At 65.3% G+C, this 20,086-nt stretch carries 16 protein-coding genes and 1 pseudogene; 10 read left to right on the top strand and 7 right to left on the bottom strand.

Annotated features, from left to right (window positions below; genetic code table 11):
- Positions 1 to 1,175 (top strand): protein-disulfide reductase DsbD (gene dsbD, locus VIR09_RS30625; protein WP_332016295.1); only part of this gene is annotated, 1,175 nt, incomplete at its 5' end.
- 299 nt (positions 1,176 to 1,474) lie between these two features.
- Positions 1,475 to 2,359 (top strand): DMT family transporter, encoded by an 885-nt coding sequence (locus VIR09_RS30630; protein WP_332016305.1) that lies wholly within the window; start codon positions 1,475 to 1,477, stop codon positions 2,357 to 2,359.
- 55 nt (positions 2,360 to 2,414) lie between these two features.
- Here VIR09_RS30630 and hemB read toward each other — a convergent pair whose 3' ends face one another.
- Positions 2,415 to 3,431, bottom strand: a complete 1,017-nt coding sequence (gene hemB / locus VIR09_RS30635) for a porphobilinogen synthase (RefSeq protein ID WP_332016296.1) — start codon at positions 3,429 to 3,431, stop codon at positions 2,415 to 2,417.
- The gene (yihA, locus tag VIR09_RS30640) at positions 3,428 to 4,051 is read right to left on the bottom strand and encodes a ribosome biogenesis GTP-binding protein YihA/YsxC (RefSeq protein WP_008169015.1); all 624 of its coding nucleotides are present in this window, start codon (positions 4,049 to 4,051) and stop codon (positions 3,428 to 3,430) included. Before yihA ends, hemB begins: the two co-directional genes overlap by 4 nt.
- A gap of 241 nt (positions 4,052 to 4,292) precedes the next feature.
- On the opposite strand from yihA, the gene VIR09_RS30645 reads away from it, so the two are divergent.
- From VIR09_RS30645 to ccsB, 3 genes are all read left to right on the top strand, one after another.
- The gene (locus tag VIR09_RS30645) at positions 4,293 to 4,994 is read left to right on the top strand and encodes a c-type cytochrome (RefSeq protein WP_042797483.1); all 702 of its coding nucleotides are present in this window, start codon (positions 4,293 to 4,295) and stop codon (positions 4,992 to 4,994) included.
- A 118-nt stretch (positions 4,995 to 5,112) separates the two neighbouring features.
- Positions 5,113 to 7,191 (top strand): cytochrome c biogenesis protein ResB, encoded by a 2,079-nt coding sequence (locus VIR09_RS30650; RefSeq protein WP_332016297.1) that lies wholly within the window; start codon positions 5,113 to 5,115, stop codon positions 7,189 to 7,191.
- 8 nt (positions 7,192 to 7,199) lie between these two features.
- Positions 7,200 to 8,567: a c-type cytochrome biogenesis protein CcsB gene (gene ccsB / locus VIR09_RS30655; RefSeq protein ID WP_332016298.1), complete on the top strand. Its 1,368-nt coding sequence runs from the start codon at positions 7,200 to 7,202 to the stop codon at positions 8,565 to 8,567.
- A gap of 15 nt (positions 8,568 to 8,582) precedes the next feature.
- On the opposite strand, the gene VIR09_RS30660 is transcribed toward ccsB, so the two are convergent.
- The 5 genes from VIR09_RS30660 to VIR09_RS30680 are packed head-to-tail and all read right to left on the bottom strand — an operon-like array spanning position 8,583 to position 15,495.
- Complete coding sequence (locus tag VIR09_RS30660; protein ID WP_013396983.1) at positions 8,583 to 8,966, bottom strand: DUF4150 domain-containing protein; 384 nt, start codon at positions 8,964 to 8,966, stop codon at positions 8,583 to 8,585.
- Between the two features lie 44 nt (positions 8,967 to 9,010).
- Positions 9,011 to 10,069 (bottom strand): pentapeptide repeat-containing protein, encoded by a 1,059-nt coding sequence (locus VIR09_RS30665; protein ID WP_332016299.1) that lies wholly within the window; start codon positions 10,067 to 10,069, stop codon positions 9,011 to 9,013.
- A complete protein-coding gene (locus VIR09_RS30670; RefSeq protein WP_332016300.1) occupies positions 10,066 to 12,693 on the bottom strand; it encodes a DUF2169 family type VI secretion system accessory protein in 2,628 nt (875 codons plus the stop codon). Before VIR09_RS30670 ends, VIR09_RS30665 begins: the two co-directional genes overlap by 4 nt.
- 2 nt (positions 12,694 to 12,695) lie before the next feature.
- On the bottom strand, positions 12,696 to 13,100 hold the full coding sequence (locus VIR09_RS30675) for a hypothetical protein (RefSeq protein ID WP_332016301.1): 405 nt from the start codon (positions 13,098 to 13,100) through the stop codon (positions 12,696 to 12,698).
- Positions 13,101 to 13,107: 7 nt separating this feature from the next.
- Positions 13,108 to 15,495, bottom strand: coding sequence for a type VI secretion system Vgr family protein (locus tag VIR09_RS30680; RefSeq protein ID WP_332016302.1), 2,388 nt, complete (start codon positions 15,493 to 15,495; stop codon positions 13,108 to 13,110).
- Positions 15,496 to 16,026: 531 nt separating this feature from the next.
- Between VIR09_RS30680 and tssA the strand changes: the two genes are divergently transcribed.
- The 5 genes and pseudogenes from tssA to VIR09_RS30705 all read left to right on the top strand — a co-directional run.
- Positions 16,027 to 17,070, top strand: coding sequence for a type VI secretion system protein TssA (tssA, locus tag VIR09_RS30685; protein ID WP_414639478.1), 1,044 nt, complete (start codon positions 16,027 to 16,029; stop codon positions 17,068 to 17,070).
- Between the two features lie 39 nt (positions 17,071 to 17,109).
- Positions 17,110 to 17,661 (top strand): type VI secretion system contractile sheath small subunit, encoded by a 552-nt coding sequence (gene tssB / locus VIR09_RS30690; protein ID WP_332016304.1) that lies wholly within the window; start codon positions 17,110 to 17,112, stop codon positions 17,659 to 17,661.
- Positions 17,662 to 17,692: 31 nt separating this feature from the next.
- Positions 17,693 to 19,195: a type VI secretion system contractile sheath large subunit gene (gene tssC, locus VIR09_RS30695; protein ID WP_013396976.1), complete on the top strand. Its 1,503-nt coding sequence runs from the start codon at positions 17,693 to 17,695 to the stop codon at positions 19,193 to 19,195.
- 71 nt (positions 19,196 to 19,266) lie between these two features.
- A complete protein-coding gene (locus VIR09_RS30700; protein ID WP_085947903.1) occupies positions 19,267 to 19,734 on the top strand; it encodes an Hcp family type VI secretion system effector in 468 nt (155 codons plus the stop codon).
- 14 nt (positions 19,735 to 19,748) lie between these two features.
- A pseudogene (locus VIR09_RS30705) lies at positions 19,749 to 20,086 on the top strand (ImpE family protein); the annotation flags it as partial.

The following is a 20,086-nucleotide window of genomic DNA, read 5'->3' on the forward strand; positions in this document are numbered from 1 at the left end:
AGGCCAAGCCGTCGCGCGGCCGCGGCCTGGCGCTGGCGGCGACCTACGTGCTCGGCATGTCCGTCGTGTATACCGCGCTGGGCGTGGCTGCCGGGTTGAGTGGCGCCGGGCTGGCCGCCTGGCTGCAGACGCCGTGGATCCTGACCCTGTTCGCCATCCTGTTGGCCGTGCTGGCGCTGGCCATGTTCGATGCGTTCACGTTCCAGATGCCGGCCGGCATCCAGGGTTGGCTGTCGCAACGTTCGGCACGCATTCCGGGTGGGCGCTATACAGGCGCGCTGGTAATGGGCGCGCTGTCGGCACTGATCGTCGGACCTTGCGTGGCGGCGCCGCTGGCGGGCGCACTGTTGTACATCTCGCAGACGGGCGACGTGGTGCTGGGCGGATCCGCGCTGTTCGCCATGGCGTGGGGCATGGGCGTGCCGCTCTTGATCGTGGGCGCCTCTTCCGGTGCATTGTTGCCCAAGGCCGGTCCCTGGATGGATGGCGTGAAGCGCCTGTTCGGCATGCTGTTGCTGGCCACCGCATGGTGGATGCTGATACCCGTGGTGCCGACCTGGGTGCAGATGACAGGCTGGGCCTTCCTGGCCGTGGTTGGCGCAGTGATGTTGCGGGCCTTCGATGCCTTGCCGCAAGGAGCGGGCTCCGCACGCATGTTCGGCAAGGGCCTGGGCCTGTTGCTGGCGCTGGCGGCCGCGGCCTGGCTCATAGGCGCGGCCAGCGGTGGGCGCGATGTGCTGCAGCCCCTGTCGCACCTGGCGGCGCGCGCTGGTGCGCCGGCGGGTGCAACTGCTGGCACGGCGGCCGCCAACGGTGAAGTGCATTTCACCCGCGTGCGCAACAACGCCGAGCTGGATGCGGTGCTGGCGCAAAGCCGCCAGCCGGTGATGCTGGATTTCTACGCCGACTGGTGCGTGTCGTGCCGCGAGATGGAGCGCTTCACCTTCACCGATCCGGGCGTCGCGCAGCGCATGTCAGGCATGCTGCTGGTGCAGGCCGACGTGACCGCGAACAATGCCGACGATCGCGCGCTGCTCAAGCGCTTCCGCCTGTTCGGCCCGCCGGGCATCATGTTCTTCGAACCGGGCGGCAAGGAGCTGCCCGAGGCGCGCGTGGTGGGCTTCCAGGATGCCAAGCGCTTCACCGAATCGCTGGACAAGGTGCTGGTGCGCTGAAGCGTCGCGGACTTGCAACGACGATCCGCAATACACAATGGCCGCTGCACGGAGGCATCCGTGCAGCGGCCTTTTGCCGTGCCTGTACTGGTCCAGACGCATCGTGGTGTTGGTCCGCGCGGCATGATCCGGTGATCGGGGCGTATCCCGGCGCGCATTGAGTCGAGAACCCAGGCGCGATACCATGTCCGCAGCGCCGCGTGGGCGGCGCGCCCCATTACCCTTCCAGGCCGGCGCCCGTGACGTCCCCGACAGTTGATGCAAGCCAGGACCGCACAGGTCTTATCTATCTTCAATTGATGTTCGTCATGGCCACGTGGGGCCTGAACATCGTCTCGGTCAAATACCTGACGCTGCACATGGATGTGCAGGCCTTGGCCGCCGTGCGCATCGTCATCGCGTTCATCACCGTCACCCTCATCATCAAGGCCCGCCGCGGCCGCATTCCCCGGTTGGGCGGGGCGGAATTGGGTTGGGTCGCGTTGGCGGGATTCCTGGTCGTGTATGCCCACCAGATGGCGCTGGTGACGGGCCTGCGGGTGTCGTCGGCGGCGAACGGTACGCTCATCATGGCCACCAGTCCCTTGCTGTCGGCGTTGCTGGCTGCCATCTTCTATCGCGAGAAACTGACGCTGGTGCGCATTTCCGGCGCCTTGCTGGGCCTTTTGGGCGTAGGCATGGTGGTGATCGGCAGCGGTGCGCAGATCGGCCTGACGGGCTGGGGCGATGCCATCGTCTTTGTCGCCGTGCTGGTGTTCGTGTGCGGCGGGCTGGTGATCCAGCGCATGTCGCGCAGCATGGATCCGCTGGGCATGCTCTGGTACATGTACCTGGCCGGCGGCCTGATGCTGGTAGTGCATGCGGCGCTGACGCCGGCGTCGTATCAGGCCGATACCTGGCAGATGACGTGGTGGCCGTGGCTGGTGCTGCTGTTCTCGGCGGTGATCGCCTCGGGCGTCAGCAACATCGTCTGGAATGCCGGCATCGCCCGGCTGGGCATCAGCCGCGCAGCCTTGTTCGTGAACTGGCTGCCGATCTTCGGCCTGCTGTTCGCGGCCCTGTTCCTGGACGAGCACGTCACGCCCACGCACGTCGCGGGGCTGGCCTGCGTGCTGGGGGGAACCTGGCTGGGATTGCGCCGCGGGGCGCCGGTGGCGGGCCGCAATGCGGCCGCAAAGACCTGATGCGGCTGGCGTCGCGGGCGGCTTGTACTGGCCGCGCCCGCGATGCCGTCAGCGCTTAGCGCTGGCTCTTCAGCAGCTTCGCGGCTTCGACCGCGAAGTACGTCAGGATGCCGTCTGCGCCGGCGCGCTTGAACGCCAGCAGCGCTTCCATCATGACCTTGTCGTGGTCCAGCCAGCCGTTGGCTGCGGCGGCCTTGATCATGGCGTACTCGCCGCTGACCTGGTAGGCGAAGGTCGGCACGCGGAACGTGTCCTTGACCCGCCGCAGCACGTCCAGATACGGCATGCCAGGCTTGACCATGACCATGTCGGCGCCTTCCTGCAAGTCTGCCGCGACCTCGCGCAGCGCTTCGTCGAGGTTGCCCGGGTCCATCTGGTAAGCCATCTTGTTGGACTTGCCGAGATTCGTGGCCGAGCCCACCGCGTCGCGGAAGGGGCCGTAGAAGGCGCTGGCGTACTTGGCCGAATAGGCCATGATCTGCGTGTGGATGTAGCCGTTGGCTTCCAGCGCGCGGCGCACGGCGCCGATGCGGCCGTCCATCATGTCGCTGGGGGCGACCATGTCGACGCCGGCCTCGGCCTGCGTGAGCGCCTGCTTGACCAGGATCTCGACCGTGGCTTCGTTGATGACGTAGCCGTTCTCGTCGATGACACCGTCCTGGCCGTGGCTGGTGTACGGGTCCAGCGCCACATCGCACAGGATGCCGAGTTCCGGGACTTGCTTCTTCAGTTCGCGCACCACGCGCGGGATCAGGCCGTCGGGGTTGGTGGCTTCGATGCCGTCGGGCGTCTTGAGCGAGGGATCGATGGCGGGGAACAGCGCCAGCACGGGGATGCCCAGTTCGACGCATTCCTTGGCCACGGGCAAGAGCGTGTCCAGCGAATAGCGGACCACGCCCGGCAGGGACGGCACGGCCTGCTGCAGGCCGGTGCCTTCGGCCACGAACACGGGATAGATCAGATCGTTGACCGTCAGCGCGTTTTCGCGCACCAGGCGGCGGGTGAAGTCGTCGCGGCGCAGGCGGCGCGGGCGGGATACCGGGAATTCAGGGGAGATGATCTGCGGGTTCATGGTACGACCTTGGGAGAAATCCAGTTTTCTATGTGCGCGCCCGCCTCTTCGAGGCCGATGCGTTCCGGCGCCGAGAAGGGGATGGTGTGCAAGGCGCCGATGTCGGCCAGGTCCTTGCGCACGGAGAACACGGTGCGCATGCGCTGGCCATAAGGCAGCTTGTCGGCCTTGGTCAGCAGCGCCAGCACCGGGCGTCCGGTGGGGGCGATGAAATTGGCGAGGCGGCGGTCCAGTTCGGTGACGCCGCGGCGGATGTCGATGAGCAGCACGATGCCGACCAGCGATTCGCGGTCGCGCAGATAGCCGCCCAGGATGTCGGCCCACTTTTCTTTTTCGTTGCGGGCCACGGACGCATAGCCGTAGCCGGGCAGGTCGACGAGATAACCGATGTGGCCTTCCGGATCCAAGGGGTCGGGCAGGCCGAACATATTGATCAAGCGCGTGCGGCCTGGCGTCTTGCTGGAGAAGGCAAGACGGCGCTGGTTGCACAGCACGTTGATGGCCGTGGATTTGCCGGCGTTGGAGCGGCCGACAAAGCAGACCTCGGGAGCGCCGGCGGCCGGCAACTGGTCGAGGCGAGCCGCGGAAGTAAGGAAAGAGGCGCGATGTAGGAGGGACACGGGTGGCTTTGGATACGGTTGGTTTCGAGCCCTATTGTATAATCCGGCGTTTGCAACAGTGGTCCCCGTGCGCGGAGCCGTCTTTTTTGCTTACTGTTTCGCTTGCCGAATGCTTTATCCGGCAGGTTCGCAGCAACATCGCAGGCAGGAAGGCAAAACAGGTTCGATACGGTATTCCAGGGTGTGCGGGCAGGCGTGGGCGCCTTTTTGCGCCTTGATCGATGCGATCGTCGAGGTCTTCATGAAGCGTGTGCTGTCCCGGATGTTGGTTGCGAGCGGGCTGTTGCTCGGCGCCTCCGCCCTATCTACTACGAGTTTCGCTGCCGAAGGCGCTGCGGGCCCGGTAAAACCAGATGCCGCCAAGGGCGGACAGCTGTTTGACCAGGGCGATGCGGCCAGGGGCATCATCGCCTGTGCGTCCTGTCATGGCGCGGCGGGCAATAGCACCATACCGGTGAACCCCAATTTGGCCGCGCAGTCCCACGAGTACCTGGCCAAGCAATTGGCGGACTTCCAGGTCAAGCCCGGCGCCAAGCTGCCGGTGCGTAACGGCGCGGGCGGCAATCCCACCCCGATGACGGCCATGGCGCAGAACCTGACGCCTGCCGACATGCAGAACATTGCCCTGTACCTGGCGCAGCAGCCGCTCAAGGAGCCCGCCACGGCTGGCCAGGAGAAGCTGGTTGATCTGGGTCAAAAGATCTGGCGCGGCGGTTTGCCGGATCGCAAGGTTCCGGCCTGCGCCTCGTGCCATTCTGCCAATGGCGCCGGCATTCCCAGCCAGTACCCCCGGCTGTCGGGCCAGTTCCCCATGTACATCGAAGAGCAGCTGAAGCTGTTCCGCAGCGGCGACCGCAAGAACGACGTCATGTTCGCTATCGCGGACCGCATGTCGGACGCGGACATCAAGGCCGTGTCGGATTACGCCGCCGGCCTGCGGTAGGCGCCAGCCCGCGACGCGCGCGGCTGGTCCGCGTTCTGCAAACTTAGCGCAGCGGAACCTCGTTCCGCCGCGCGCTGTCTATGAGGGGGGTAGCCGATAGCGCGGCCCCCCTTTTTTCATGAATTCGACACGCACACACTCCCGTCCCTCCTTGCGCAGCCTGCCCGGCGATTTCTTCGAATTGCTGGGCTCGATGCGTTTTGCCGTCAGCCTGCTGATGTTCATCTGCGTGGCGAGCCTGGTTGGGACCGTGCTGCAGCAGAACCGCTCGTCCAACAACTACATCGACCAGTTCGGGCCGTTCTGGTTTGAAGTGTTCGACAAGTTCTCCATCTGGCACGTCTACAACAGCTGGTGGTTCCTGCTGATCATGGGTTTCCTGGTCGTGTCGACCTCGGTCTGCCTGATCCGCAACGCGCCCAAGATGCTGCGCGATGCTCGCTCGTTCCGCGAGCATGTGCGCGCCAGCAGCCTGCGCGCCTTCCCGCACCGGGTGGAAACCGAAGAGCCCACCGACGTGCCGCAGACGGCGGCGGGTTTGAAATCCCTGCTGGGCCGGCTGGGTTACGCCGTGCGCGAGCGCCAGGATGCGGACGGGGTGCTGCTGGCGGCCAAGAAGGGCAGCGCCAACCGGCTGGGCTACGTGTTCGCCCACGCGGCCATGGTCATCATCTGTATCGGCGGCCTGCTGGACAGCGAATTGCCGGTGCGCCTGCAGGTCATGTTCGGCGACAAGAAGCCTATCGTCGAAAACATGCTGATCTCGGAAGTGCCGGAAAGCGGCCGCCTGTCGGTCGACAATCCGAGCTTCCGCGCCAGCGTGCTGGTGCCCGAGGGCGGGCAAGCCAGCACCGCGGTCGTGATGGTGGGCGACGGCGCCCTGGTGCAGCCCATGCCCTTCACGCTGAAGCTCAAGAAGTTCGTGGTCGATTATTACTCCACGGGCATGCCCAGCCGCTTTGCCAGCGAGGTCGAGGTCACCGACCCGGACACCGGCAAGAGCTTCGATTCCACCATCGAGGTCAATGAGCCGCTGCGCTTCAAGGGCATGACGGTCTATCAGTCCAGCTTCGACGACGGCGGCAGCACGGTGGTGCTGAAAGGCTATCCGCTAGTAGGATCTGATCCCGCTACCTTTGCAGTTGACGGCACCGTGGGCAAGACTAGCGAAGTAACCGCTCACACTGCTCGTGGTGCACGCAGCATGGGCATCGAAATCACCGCCCTGCGGCCCATCAACGTCGAAGACCTGACCCGCGGCGACCCCAAGGGCGGCAACCAGAGCTTCGCCGAACACGTCGCGTCGGTGTCCGGCAGCGCCGCAGGCAAGAAGAACGAAAACCTGCGCAACGTCGGCCCCAGCGTCGAATACAAGCTGATCGACGACGCTGGCCAGGCCCACGAATTCCAGAATTACATGCTGCCCGTCGAACTGGACGGCGCCGCCGTGTTCCTGGCCGGGGTGCGCAACAACGCCTCCGAACCCTTCCGCTATCTGCGCATTCCGGCGGACGACGACAGCTCGATCGCCGAGTTCATGCGCCTGCGCGCGACCCTGGCCGATCCGGCAGCGCGGCAGGAAGCCGCGCGCCGCTTCGCGGAACGCAACAGCCCGGCGGGGACGGATCGCCAGCCATTGCAGACGGCTGCGGAACGCGCGCTGGAGACCTTTGCTTCCGGCGGCTTGCAAGCCGTGGCGGCGTTCCTGCAGGCCAACACGCCGCCGCAGGACCTGGAGCGGGCAGCCGATGTGGTCATCCGCCTGATCGGCGCCAGCATGAACGAATTGCGCGCCATCGAGCGCGAGCGCGCTGGCCTGCCCGCCGTGGCCGTTGAAGGCCCGGATGCAGAACGCGCTGCGGTGTGGTCGCGCCTGGCGGTGGCGGCGCTGTCGGACCTGACCGTCTATCCGGCGCCGGTATTCCTGTCGCTGGCGGATTTTCAACATGTGCAGGCCAGCGTGTTCCAGGTCAGCCGCACGCCGGGCAAAAACACCGTCTACCTGGGCAGCCTGCTGCTGGTCCTGGGTGTGTTCTCGATGTTCTATATTCGAGACCGCCGCATCTGGATCTGGGTCAAGCCGCAAGGCAGCGGCAGCAGCGTCCTGGCGGCCATGACGTCCCAGAAGCGTACACTCGACTTCAACCAGGAGTTTGAACGCTTCAAGCAGGCGCTGCTGCGCCAGAAGAGGTCTTAAGGTTTCCTATGTCCACTACGACCACCACGCATCCCTCGTCGCCGCAAGCACGGGCCGCCGCGCCGGACCAGCTCTGGCAGGACGCCCTGTCGGAAACCGGCGACAGCCGCGCGCAGCGCGGCAGGCCCGACTGGACCGACGCCGTCTTCTTCCTGTTGCTGTCGGTGGGCGCCGGCTTCGCGTTGACCCGCTACAGCAACGCGATGGACTACTACGAGAAGATCATCCTGTGCGGCACCGTGCCGGTGCTGGCCTGGATGGGCTGGCTGTGGCGCCCGCTGCGCCACCTGATGGTCGCCTGTGCGATTGCGGCCGGACTGGCGTTGATGCTGTACGGCAACGACCTGGCCCGGGCCGAGCAGGTGTTCTTCCTGAAGTACCTGTTCTCCTCGCAATCGGCGATCCTGTGGATGTGCGCGCTGTTCGCGCTGGCCATGGTCTGCTACTGGATCGGCTTCTTCAGTCCCACGGCCGCCTGGCTTGGCACGGCACTGAGCTGGGGCGCAGTGTTCGCCGGCGTCACCGGCCTCTTGGTGCGCTGGCGCGAGGGGCACCTGATGGGGCCGGACCTGGGCCACATCCCGGTCAGCAACCTGTACGAAGTGTTCGTGCTCTTCGCGCTGATCACGGCGCTGTTCTACCTCTACTACGAACGCAAGTACGCCACGCGCGCGCTGGGCGGCTTTGTGATGCTGGTGGTGACGTCGGCCGTGGTGTTCCTGCTGTGGTACTCGTTCACGCGCGATGCCGGGCAGATCCAGCCGCTGGTGCCGGCGCTCAAGAGCTGGTGGATGAAACTGCACGTCCCTGCCAACTTCATCGGCTACGGCACCTTCTCGCTGGCGGCGATGGTGGGCTTTGCCTACCTGGTCAAGCAGCACGGGCAGACCACGTCCTGGGCCAAGCTGGCGCCGCTGTTCGTGCTGGGCGTGCTGCTGTGCGCCGAGCCCATGGTGTTCCGCACCGACGGCCTGTCGGCTACCTGGATGCTGTACTTCGGCGTTGGGGCAGTGATCGTGGGCGCCATCCTGCTGGGCCGCCGCCGCATTGCCGCGGCGCTGCCGTCGCTGGAGGTGCTGGACGACATCATGTACCGCGCCATCGCGATCGGCTTCGCGTTCTTCACCGTCGCCACCATCCTGGGCGCGCTGTGGGCGGCCGACGCCTGGGGCGCGTATTGGCAATGGGACCCCAAGGAAACCTGGGCGCTGATCGTCTGGCTCAACTATGCGGCCTGGCTGCACATGCGCCTGATCAAGGGCCTGCGCGGCACCATGGCGGCCTATTGGGCGCTGATGGGGCTGTTGATCACCGGCTTTGCTTTCCTGGGCGTGAACATGTTCCTGTCGGGACTGCACTCCTACGGCGAACTGTAGGCGGGCGCAGCCCGCTCAGGCCGTCAGCACGACCATCACAGGCTGCGGCGAGTACACCTTGAAGCCGGGCGCATTGATGGTGTTCTGCAAGGTCAGGCTGGTCATGCGGACGATGGGCGCGCCACGCACCAGCATGGTGAACGCGCCCGTCATGTAACGCGACTGGCCCATGAAGGTCTGCGAGATCAGGCCGCCGCCCACGCCGGCGGTATCGCCCAGCGTGACGGGTATCAGGGTCGCCATGTTGTGCACGGGCGCGGCCATCAACCATACGTTCCAGACCACCGGGATCCCCATGGACGACGTGGCCGTATCGATATGCGGCACCGGCGGCACGGGCGTCTTGCAGACGTCCGGCACTCCCACGGCCAGGCTGGGCAACTGGCAGACTGCGAGCATACTTATCTCCTTGTGCGATGAGGGGGCGGCGACGCCGCGCGGGGTCAAGTGGTGGCGTGCCCGGCCGACCAGAGTTCGGCTTCCAGCAGCGGCCCGTCGTTTTCGATGATGCCGTGGCGTTGCGTCCAGCGGGTGCCTTGCGTCAACGCGCGATGCATGCGCGTGCGCAGGAAGCTGGCATCGCGCATGTCGGACTGGCCCAGGTCGGCCAGCGAGAAATCGGCGTCGGTCAGATTGGCACCGCGGAAATCGGTGTTGGCGCAACGTGCGCGCTGGAAGACACACAAGGAAAGGCTGGCGCCACGCAAGGAGGCGCCATCCAGCGTCGCCTCGGCCCAGATGGCGCCGTCGAAGCGCCCGCCCTGCAGGTCGGCGCCGCTCAGATCCGCCTGAGGGAACAAGCTCTGGGGCGCAGATGCTCCAGCGAAGCGCGCGCCGCGCAATGATGCGCCCTTGAAGCCGGCCTGGCGCAGATCGGTATTGCGGAAATCCGCGGCATCCAGCTGGCAATCGGTGAAATGGCAGAGCGGGTAGGCTTGCGAGGCGAAGTCCTGGCCTGCCAGATTGCATTCGATGAACATGGTGCTTTCCGCGCTGGCGCCCGCCAGCGCGACGCTGCGCAGGTCCAGTTGGTGGAACAGGGTGAAGCTCATCCAGGCCTGCGACAGGTCGGCGCGCGCCAAGGCGCTGCGCGAGAAGACCGAGCGCTCCAGGCGGGCAGATCGAAAGGAGGCGGCTTCGAGCGAGGTGGAGTTGAAGGACGCTTCCCTCAGCTCGGCCTGTTCCAGGCTGGCCTGGCCCAGATCGCATTCGGTAAAACTGACGCCATGGGCATGACTTCGGTCCAGCACCGCGCCGTGGGCCTGGCAGCGGAACAACCGGGCCGTATCCAGGTTGGCGCCTGCGGCGTCCAGGCCGGTCAGCACGCAGTTGATGAACTGGCTGTCCTGCAACTGGCAATCGCTCATTCTGGCGCCGCTCAAATCCACCTGGTCGAAAAATGCGCCGGCCAGGTCCAGGCCGCGCAGGTCCCGGCCGGCCAGGCTGAGGTGCGCTATTGGTTCGCCGTGGCGGACCTGGTCCAACAATTGATCCGGGTTCATGCGGCGCTCTCCGGCTGCCGGGCGGGCCAGAGCTTGGCGCCCTGGGTATAGGCGTCGTCCAGTCCGGTGCTGCCGTCGATCAGCGCCTGCGCGACATCTGCGCGAAAGAGGTTGGCGCCTGTCAGATCGGCGCGCAACAGGATGGCCTTGCCGAGCAGGCTGTTGATCAGATTGGCGTTGCGCAGGCGGGCGCCGGTGAAATCGGCGCGCACGAAGTGCGTGTCGGGGGCGGTGACGCCGCTGAGGTCCGCTTCCCGCAGGCTGCAGTTCGAAAAATCGCTGGCGGCAAGCTGCGCGCCGCGCAGGTCGGCCCGGTCGAGCAGGGCGCCGCGCGCGCTGCCCAATTTGAACTGCATGCCGCGCAGACACGCGCCGGCAAGCTCCACGCGGCCGGCGAAAGCGCAGCCATCGAGCGTGGCGTTCTCCAGGCTGAAGCGGCCGGAAAAATCCACGTCCATGAAGCTGACGCGCTGCAAGTCCGCGCGGGAAAAATCGGCGTTCGCCATTGTCCCCTGCATGAACACGCATTGATTCAGCCGCGCGTCGTGAAAGCGGCAGTCTTCGAAAGTGGCGCTTATCGTGGCCCATTGCTCGAACGACGCGCCGCTCAGGTCGCAGCCGCGCAGGCGGGTCTGATGAAGGCGTCCCAGCAGCCAGGCGCTGCCGGCAAAGCGGCATTCTTCGCAGTTCGCATGGTCCCAGGTGGTGTCCTGGATCCGGCTGTCCGTGAAATCCGTCTGCACGCATTGCGTGCGGCCCAGGTTTGCGCGCGACATATCGGCGCCGCGCATGCTGGCGCGTGTCAGGTCGGCGCCGGCAAGCACGGCGTCGGTCAAATTGCAGCCATCCAGCCGCGCGTCGGCGAGCTTGGCGCCGGCCAGTATGGCGCGCTGGAAGTCGACACCGGAAAGATCCATTCCGCTCAGATCCGCGCCGGTCAGGTTCATGTCCCGGCAATCCCGGTTGCCTTTCAGGCGCGCTTCCAGCTTCATGCGCGTGCGCCGCGCGCGCAGCGGCGGCATGGGCGGGGGCGGAGCGAACTGATGCGCCGATTGCTGATATGCCTGATGCACCTGCGAACCCAGGGCTTGGCTGAGCGGCGGCGGCGAACCTGGAGCGTCCTGCGCGCCACGCCCGGCCTGCGTATGAGGGTTGGCGTCGAAGTCGGCGATATGCCGCTTCACCACTCGGGGATCGAAGCCGGCGGGCAGCTTGCCGTTGTCGTCCAGCTTGCGCAGCGCGTCCATGTCGACGCCCGAGACTTCAGCCATGGACGGCAGGTTGGGGTCGGCCAGGGCGCGCGCCGCGGGGCCGCTGGACAAGCGTTTGGCCTCCTCCAGCTCCTGCTGCATGCGCAGTATCGTCTGGGGCAGATCGGACAGGCTTGGCGCTTGCGGCGGCGGCTCCAGGGGAACCATGTACAGATCAGGATCCAGGCCCTGGGCGAGCAGCGATTCGCGTTCGCGGGCATGGCGCCGGGCTGCGCCGGCATAGAGATTGCGATTCGAAGGCCGCTGCGCGGTAGCCTCCATTGCGGCTTGCGGCAGCTCGCCGCAGATGTCTTCCGGCACCAGCTGCGCATCGAGCAAGGAGTAGATTGCGCCGAGCTCCGCATCGAGGCGCTGCCCCACCACGGCCTGATAATGTGCGACATCGCGGGCCTGGTCGGCATGTTCGAGCGCGGGCATGATGTGCAGGATATCGGCCGCGTCGTCTTCGCGCACCGGCAGCGCGCCATGCCAGATCAGCGCCAGTTGCGCGCGGTCAGGGAAGAACCAGGCGGTGGTCAGGCGCAACGCGGCTTCTTCAAGCGCGCTGCCATTGGCATGGCGGCTGACGAAGCAGCGGGCGCGCCAATCGGGCAAGCGGCCCCGCTGCACCGCTTGGTCCGGGTGCATGTTCCATAGCTCGTACTCCGTGCCGCCGGCCAACGCCGCGTTGGGAGCGCCCCACTGGTCCGCCGGCGCGGCGTTGAAGAAGCGCCAGTCCATGTCGGACGCGAAGCCGGGGAAGTCATGCTCCAGCCACTGTTGGCCATATTGGCGGCCCAGCAGCGCGGCCCGTTGGGGCCAGTCCAGGGGCAGGGCGGTGAAACCGGCAGGCGCCACGCGCTGGGAGGGCGAGGTGATGCGCTCTTGCGGGTGTTCGATGTTGGGGAGCCTGCGCACGCGCACGCCGTTGATGTCTTCTGCCTGTGCGCCCATGCCCAGTGGGTTTTCCGCGCAGCCCGGACCGCCATAGGCATGGCTCCAGTCCAGACGCATGCGTTCGAACGGCTGCGGGGCGGTGGCCTTGCCGTCCAGCCAATAGCGGTCGCCGAACACCAGCAGCGACTTGTCGATCGCGCCGATCTTCAGGCGCACGGCGCAGGCGCCAGGACTTGCTGGATCGTGCGGATAGGCGTGACCCGCGACCAGCACCTCCGGACACAGCTTGGGCGTGGCCAGGTCCAGCAGGCCGCCGGCTTCAGCGCCCGCCAGTTTCCACAGTTCCTGGTCCATGAGCAGCGTGGGGGTCTGTCTGATGTCGACCAGCGCAAAAACAGCGACACCCAACATGTCGTGGCGTTGCCAGCGGTAGGGGCGGGTAAGCAGGCCCAGGCGTAGCGGTTTGATGGTCTTCATGGCTATCCGGTGGCCTGGTCCACGACGACCTCGCGGGTCGCTGGATCGACGCGCACCTGTATGTTCTTGCCAGCGCTGAAATCGGCCAGGTGCAAGGGCGACAGGGGCACGCTGAGCGTGCGCGACAGCGCGGGCGTGGCGCTGGTGGCGGCGACGTCCAGGTCCAGCTCGATGACGAAGTACAAGGTGTCGCCGATGCGGCGGCGCGTGTCGCGCGCCGCCGTCACCCGCGCGGTGCCGGGTAGCCCGCTGGCGCGCAAACCGTCCTGCCGCTGCACTTCCCTGCGTCCCGCCTCGCGGCGCTGGCGCTCGCGCCACAACATGTACGCCGCCTGCGCCAGGGACAGCAAGAGACCCAGCCACACCCACTTGGCCCAGCTGGGCCATGCATCGATGAATTCGGACATGGCGGCCTTAGATGATGCTCCAGAGGCCGACCATCGATGCGCCCAAGCCCACCTTCTCCGCAGCGACCGCGTCGAACTGGTAGCTGGCGCCGGTGGTGCGGTACGAGACCATCTGGCCGATGCTGCTGACCATGGCGTAGTTGGTGAACGAGATATTCAGCATGACCGTGGTGCGAAACAACGCCAGGCGATGCATGCCGAATTCTGCCTTTGCCACCGCCAGGCCGATGGAGAACGGCGTGGCCTGCAGCCAGCTCTCCTTGGAAAGGTCCTTGACGTTGGCGGCGTCCAGCACGACGTCGGCAGGGGTCTTCAACGTGATGTTGGCATCGGCCTTGACCAGCACGGTCGATCCCGTCGACTCCATGTCTATCTTGCCCTTGGCCTTGAGATCCATGGTGGACGTTTCGGACTCGACCAGCATCGCGGTCTTGGCCTTGACGTCCATGTTCGCGTCGGTGGAAAGCAGTTCGACCTTGCCCTTGGCTTTCTCCGTGAGTGCGCCGGTCTTCACGTGATGCAGCGAGTCGCCTTCGTTCACGTAGACCTGCTCGCCGTTCTTCAACGTCTCTTTGAAGAGGCCGGTGATTTCGCGTTCCTCGCCCTTGGCCGCGACAGTCGTCTTCAGGCCGTTGTCGAACTTCTCGTCCATCAGGCCGTCTTTCACGTTGACCGTGCGCGACGCTTTGACGGTGTATTCCTCATGCCCCTTTACAAACACATCGCGGGTCTTTTCGACGCGCAGGTTGTCGGTGCCGGTGACTTTGATGTCGCGGTTGCCGCCGATCTTGGTGGTGTCGTTGTCGCCGATGGTGGTCGTGCGATTGACATCCGTCGTGTGGAATTCGTTGGCTTCCACCTCGGTGCAGAGTTCGCGCTCCGCATGCAGCCAGATGCGTTCGCTGCCGCTCTTGTCCTCGAACATGAGCGCGTTCGCGGTCGCCGGCGTGCCGCTCTTGGAGCGGCTCAGGAAGCCGCTTTGCGTGGCATTGTCCGGCAGATCCCAGGGCGGAAGATTGTTGGCGTTGAAGACGCGGCCGATCACGATGGGGCGGTCGGGCTGGCCGCCGATGAAGTCCACGATCACCTCATCGCGCACGCGCGGCAACTGGATGCCGCCAAAGCCGCCGCCAGCCCAGGGGCTGGACACGCGCACCCAGCAGGAGCTGTTCTCGTCCTTCTTGCCGTAGCGGTCCCAATGGAACTGCACCTTGATGCGGCCCATCTTGTCCGTCCAGATTTCCTCCCCTTCCTTGCCCACCACCGTGGCGGTTTGCGGGCCATGGGTGCGTGGAACAGGGGTGACGCGCGGCGCGCGGAACTGGGTGCTGGCAGGCAGCACCACGAACTCCAGATCAAAATTGCCGGGGTCGAGCTGGCCGCTGGCATAGCCCGTTTCCCGGATCCTGTAGTAGGTGCTGACCACAAGGTACTCGCGGTTCTCGGCCTGGCGCGGATGATTGCGCAGCGTGAAGAGATGGCCCGTGGCCAGCCCGCGCGCGTTGGATGCGCCGGCGCTTTGCTCCTTCCTGCATTGCAGATCTTCCAGCCGCACGCGCGTGTAGTGTTCCGCGTCATCGGGGTTGGTATAGCCGCCTTGCCATTCGTACATCTCCAGGTCGCCGTGGTCGTGGGCGCCGGGATTGTTGCGGCGCGCTTCCAGGCTGGCGGCGGGCGTGAGCGGGTGGTAGTCCGTGGTGGCGAAGGCCCCGGGCGTGATCTGTTCGGCCACTTCCCACTTGTAGACGTGGTCTTCGCGCGGGACGGTGATGCGGTCGGGGCCGTAGTAGGGAACCTGCTCGTAGTCCGCGACGGGTTCGTGCTGCGTGATGTCGTCGGTGAGCACCAGAGTGTGCTTGCCCTTGTCGTGCTTGAACCAGAAGTAGATGCCTTCGTGCTCCATCAGGCGGCTGATGAAGGCGTAGTCGGTTTCCTGGTACTGGACGCAGTATTCCCAGTTGCGGTAACTGTCCACGAGTTTGAATTCGACGGGATAGTCATAGTCCTTCAGCACTTCGCGGATGACGTCGGGCACGCTCTTGTTCTGGAATATCTTGTTGTCCGAGGTCTGGGTCAGGTACCAGAGCCACGGGCGCACCGTGGCGCGATAGATGGTGTAGCGAGAGGTGTTGTTCTCGCGACCGACGAGGGCGCAGCGCGTGACATGTCCGCCGAGATAACGCGGCGCGGACGATCCGGTCTCGATCTCCAGCGTCAGAGGCTTACCCAGCAGCGATTTCATGTCCAACGAGTACGACTCGGAGACCAGTTCGACCTCCAGCTCGAACAGTTGCGAAAGACTTTCGGCGCCATGCATGGCGCGGAACTTCAGCTGTTCCGGCGGCAGGGGCGTATGCGCCTTGACGACACGATCGCTGGGCACGTTGCGGTCCATCTCACCGTCTCCTTATGAGAATGCTGCGCCTGTTGTTGCGTGTGCTGCTTTGGGTTTTTTCGCAGCCGCGCACAAGGCGCGTCGCGAGGACTGCAATGGGATGACCGGCCACGGGACGGGGCCGCTTGCAAAGGACGGGGCATGGCCACGATGAGCGGGCCTGCGACCGGGGAAATCTGTCTCTGAGTCTTCTGAAACGCGCCGGTCTTGCCGCCAGCGTGAGCGCCGATTGTAGGCAGGGGCCAGAGCGCCCGAGAAGCGCTATCACATGCTTTTGTGTTTTTTACGCTTCGGTAACAGTCCTTCCGTGTGGCGGCCAATTCCGTAAGGTCTGTGTCTAAAAATCAGTGCTGCTGGGAGATAAGTGTTCAATTTTTTACTCGGGTGTTAGCTATCTGTAAGAAAAATCTGTAGTTGTTAGGTTGTCGTTGCATGCGGAAAGAGATGCCTAGAATTCACCCTTCCGTGGAGCAGCGCGGAGCGTAGTGGTTGTACCCAGGCAGTATCCCAGCAGGCATTTAAGTGATGACTATGGAATTCGCCGACATCCTCAATACACTCGATTCACGTCTGCCCTGCGGGGAAGACCTCGAATATGACGCTGACTTCCTGCAACTGCAGCAAGCCGCGGCGGGCCGCGACGAACAGCAGTTCGGTTCGACCATCATCGCCGCGCAGCCGCCAGACTGGCGCGAGGTCGAACGCCTGGCGCGCGCGCTGCTGGAGCGCACCCGCGACCTGCGCATCATCGGGCTGTTGACCTCGGCCTGGACCGAAATCCGCGGACTCCCCGGCTATAGCGATGGCCTGGCGTTGGCCGTCGACACCCTGGAACGCTATTGGGAGCCGGTGCATCCCCGGCTCGACAGCGTCGGTGAAAACGATCCCATGCCCCGCATGAACGCGCTGGCGGCCTTTGGCGACATGCAGGGCTGCGCGCGCAGCGTGCGTTCGGCCAGCCTGGTCAGCGGTGTGCATGGACAACTGACTTTGCGCGACACGGAAGCGCTGCTCGATGGCAGCCGCCAGGACGCAGACGCCTATCCGGGCGGGCGTCCGCGTCTCGTCGAGCGCCTGCGCCAGGCCTGGGCGCAAGGCAATGCCGATACGCAGGCGCTGCAGTCCGCGGCTCAAGCGCTGCGACGCATGCAGAAACTCGTGGCGGACAAGCTGGGCCCAGCCTGGGCGCCCGATTACGCCGCGATGCTTCGCACCTTGGATCTCGTGCTGGACGCGACACGGGATCTTCAAGCGGCGCCGCAGGCCGAAATTCTCGCGGACGATGCACAAGCCGCTGCGGGCCCTCCTGCCGCCACGCAGCTTACCGCCGACGGCGCGGCGTGCAGGCAGGACACGCCCATCCAGTCGCGCGACGAAGCCATGGCGATGCTCTCCAAGGTGTGTGCGTACTTCGAGGCCAACGAGCCCGGCCACCCTGCGCCTTATCTCATCCGCCGCGCCCAGCAGCTCATTCCGATGAGCTTTCACGACATCATCAAGAATCTGGCCCCCCAGGGGCTGGAGCAATTCGAGGCATGGCTGCCGCGGTCCGAGGCAAACCGGCAGGAACCGTAAGGCGGACCAGCCGCCGCACCAACAAGAGGAGACGACACCATGGCGACCAGCCTGAAGGGAAGCGGCCAGAAGTTCATCGCGCGAAACCGCGCGCCGCGGGTGCAGATCGAGTACGACGTGGAGATTTACGGCGCGGAGCGCAAGATCCAGCTGCCGTTCGTGATGGGTGTGTTGGCGGATTTGGCCGGCAAGTCCGAAACGCCGCAGCCGGAGGTGGGTGAGCGCAAATTCCTGGACATCGATATCGACAACTTCGATGAACGCATGCGTTCCATCCAGCCGCGCGTGGCGTTCCAGGTGCCCAACACGCTGACGGGTGAAGGCAACTTGAACGTGGACGTCACGTTCGAGAGTATCGACGACTTTTCGCCCGCTACCGTCGCCCGAAAAGTCGGCGCGCTGAACGAATTGCTGAGCGCGCGCACGCAGTTGGCAAACCTGTTGACGTATATGGACGGCAAGACCGGCGCCGAGGAACTGATCGGCAGCGTGCTCAAGAATCCGGCGCTGATGAACGCGCTGGCGGCGGCGCCGAAGCCGCAAGATGAGCCGCGCGCATCCGACGCTCCCGCCACGGATCCTGCCGCCTGATTTCCGCACGAATCGCTTTTCGGAGAATGCCATGACCGCAGTGGCCAAACGCGCCGACGCGCGCGCTGTCGAGACCCTGCAGGCGGACGACCTTTCCGCCCTGCTGAAGAAGGAATTCAAGCCCAAGACCGAGCAGGCGCAGGAGGCGGTGGAGCATGCCGTGCGCACGCTGGCGCACCAGGCGCTGGAGAACAGCGGTGTCGGGCTGTCGTCGGACGCCTACCGCACCATCCAGGCCATCATCGCCGAGATCGATCGGAAAATGTCGGAGCAGATCAATGGCGTGATGCACCACCCCGACTTCCAGCAGCTGGAGGGCGCGTGGCGCGGGCTGCATTACCTGGTCACCAACACCGAGACCGACGAGCTCCTGAAGATTCGCGTGATGTGCATGTCCAAGTCGGAGCTGGGCCGCACGCTCAAGCGGCACAAGGGCGTGGGCTGGGACCAGAGCCCCATCTTCAAGCGGGTGTACGAGGAAGAGTATGGCCAGTTCGGCGGCGAGCCCATCGGCTGCCTGGTCGGCGATTACTACTTCGACCACAGCCCGCCCGACGTGGAGCTGCTGGGAGAAATCGCCAAGATCTCGTCCGCCGCGCATTGCCCCTTCATCGCGGGCGCCTCGCCCAACGTGATGCAGATGGATTCGTGGCAGGAACTGGCCAACCCGCGCGACCTGACCAAGATCTTCACCAACACGGAATACGCTGCATGGCGCAGCCTGCGCGAGTCCGAGGACTCGCGCTACATCGGGCTGGCGATGCCGCGCTTCCTGGCGCGGCTGCCCTACGGCGCCCGGACCAATCCGGTCGACGAGTTCGACTTCGAGGAAGACACCGACGGTTCGAACCACGATCGCTACACCTGGACCAATTCCGCCTACGCCATGGCGGCCAACGTGAACCGCTCGTTCAAGCTGTACGGCTGGTGCACCTCCATCCGCGGCGTGGAATCGGGCGGCGCCGTGGAGAACCTGCCGTGCCATAGCTTTCCCACCGATGACGGCGGCGTGGACCTGAAGTGCCCGACCGAGATCGCCATCAGCGACCGGCGCGAGGCTGAGCTGGCCAAGAACGGCTTCATGCCGCTGGTGCACCGGAAGAACTCCGATTTCGCCGCCTTCATCGGCGCGCAGTCGTTGCAAAAGCCGCACGACTACTACGAGGCGGATGCCTCGGCCAACGCCAAGCTGGCGGCGCGCCTGCCCTATCTTTTTGCGTGCTGCCGTTTCGCCCATTACCTGAAGTGCATCGTGCGCGACAAGATCGGCTCGTTCCGCGAGCGCGACGACATGGAGCGCTGGTTGAACGACTGGATCATGAATTACGTGGATGGCGATCCCGTGAACTCCTCGCAGGAAACCAAGGCGCGCAAACCGCTGGCCGCCGCCGAGGTGCAGGTGCAGGAGATCGAGGACAACCCTGGCTATTACTCCGCCAAGTTTTTCTTGCGGCCGCACTATCAGCTGGAAGGGCTGACGGTGTCGCTGCGGCTGGTTTCCAAGCTGCCCTCGCTCAAACAGAACGAAGGCTGAGTGGCGCTGACAAATCGGGGCGCAACCGTGTCCCATAACTCCAGGAGACAGATGTGGCAGTGGACATGTTCATGAAAATCGATGGAGCCAACGGCGAATCCAAGGACTCCAACCACAAGGACTGGACAGACATCGTGTCCTTTTCGTGGGGCGCGACCCAGCCAGGCAACCTGGCCAGCGGCGGCGGATTGGGCGCGGGCAAGGCCAGCTTCAACGACCTGCACGTGGTGGCCCGCATCGACAAGGCCGCGCCCGCCGTGATGAAGCACTGCGCCAGCGGCAAGCATCTCAGCAAGATCGAGCTGTCCATGTGCAAGGCGGGCGGCGAGCAGATCGAGTATTCCAAGATCACGCTGGAGGACGTGCTGGTGTCGTCGGTGCAGATTTCCGGAGACCGCAGCGCGGAGGGCGTGGTGGTGAACTTCGCGTTCCAGGCGGCCAAGGTCAAGCAGCAGTATTGGGAGCAGACCGACAAGGGCGGCAAGGGCGCGGAAAGCCTGGTGGCCTGGGATATCAAGCAGAACAAGGAAGTGGGCTAGGGCGGGGGGCACCGATGTCCATAGCTGCCGTTCCTTTCGGCGCGCTCAGCCTGGCTGGCCAGTTGGATGAGCTGCAGGCGCAGGTGCGCCGGCAGCCCGCCGACGCGGACCTGCGCGCGCAGCTGTTCCAGCTGCTGGCGGTGCAGGGCGATTGGGCGCGCGCGGCCGAGCAACTCGACGTCTGCGGGCATCTCAATGCGCAGGCGCGCCCGACGCAGGCGCTCTATGCCAGCGCCATCGCGGCGGAGCGCGAACGCGAGGCGGTACTCGCCGGGCAGGGCGAGCCCGCGCTGCTGGACGAGCCCGGTGATTGGCTGCAGGCCATGATATCGGCGCTGCGCCTGGACGGCAC

The sequence above is a fragment of the Achromobacter sp. genome, from assembly GCF_036567245.1.
Classification (GTDB): domain Bacteria; phylum Pseudomonadota; class Gammaproteobacteria; order Burkholderiales; family Burkholderiaceae_B; genus Achromobacter.

Coding starts and splice junctions, on each gene's coding strand:
- VIR09_RS30630 (WP_332016305.1), top strand. CDS start 1,475: ATGTTCGTCATGGCCACGTGGGGCCTGAACATCGTCTCGGTCAAATAC.
- hemB (WP_332016296.1), bottom strand. CDS start 3,431: ATGAACCCGCAGATCATCTCCCCTGAATTCCCGGTATCCCGCCCGCGC.
- VIR09_RS30645 (WP_042797483.1), top strand. CDS start 4,293: ATGAAGCGTGTGCTGTCCCGGATGTTGGTTGCGAGCGGGCTGTTGCTC.
- VIR09_RS30650 (WP_332016297.1), top strand. CDS start 5,113: ATGAATTCGACACGCACACACTCCCGTCCCTCCTTGCGCAGCCTGCCC.
- ccsB (WP_332016298.1), top strand. CDS start 7,200: ATGTCCACTACGACCACCACGCATCCCTCGTCGCCGCAAGCACGGGCC.
- VIR09_RS30660 (WP_013396983.1), bottom strand. CDS start 8,966: ATGCTCGCAGTCTGCCAGTTGCCCAGCCTGGCCGTGGGAGTGCCGGAC.
- VIR09_RS30665 (WP_332016299.1), bottom strand. CDS start 10,069: ATGAACCCGGATCAATTGTTGGACCAGGTCCGCCACGGCGAACCAATA.
- VIR09_RS30670 (WP_332016300.1), bottom strand. CDS start 12,693: ATGAAGACCATCAAACCGCTACGCCTGGGCCTGCTTACCCGCCCCTAC.
- VIR09_RS30675 (WP_332016301.1), bottom strand. CDS start 13,100: ATGTCCGAATTCATCGATGCATGGCCCAGCTGGGCCAAGTGGGTGTGG.
- VIR09_RS30680 (WP_332016302.1), bottom strand. CDS start 15,495: ATGGACCGCAACGTGCCCAGCGATCGTGTCGTCAAGGCGCATACGCCC.
- tssA (WP_414639478.1), top strand. CDS start 16,027: ATGGAATTCGCCGACATCCTCAATACACTCGATTCACGTCTGCCCTGC.
- tssB (WP_332016304.1), top strand. CDS start 17,110: ATGGCGACCAGCCTGAAGGGAAGCGGCCAGAAGTTCATCGCGCGAAAC.
- tssC (WP_013396976.1), top strand. CDS start 17,693: ATGACCGCAGTGGCCAAACGCGCCGACGCGCGCGCTGTCGAGACCCTG.
- VIR09_RS30700 (WP_085947903.1), top strand. CDS start 19,267: ATGAAAATCGATGGAGCCAACGGCGAATCCAAGGACTCCAACCACAAG.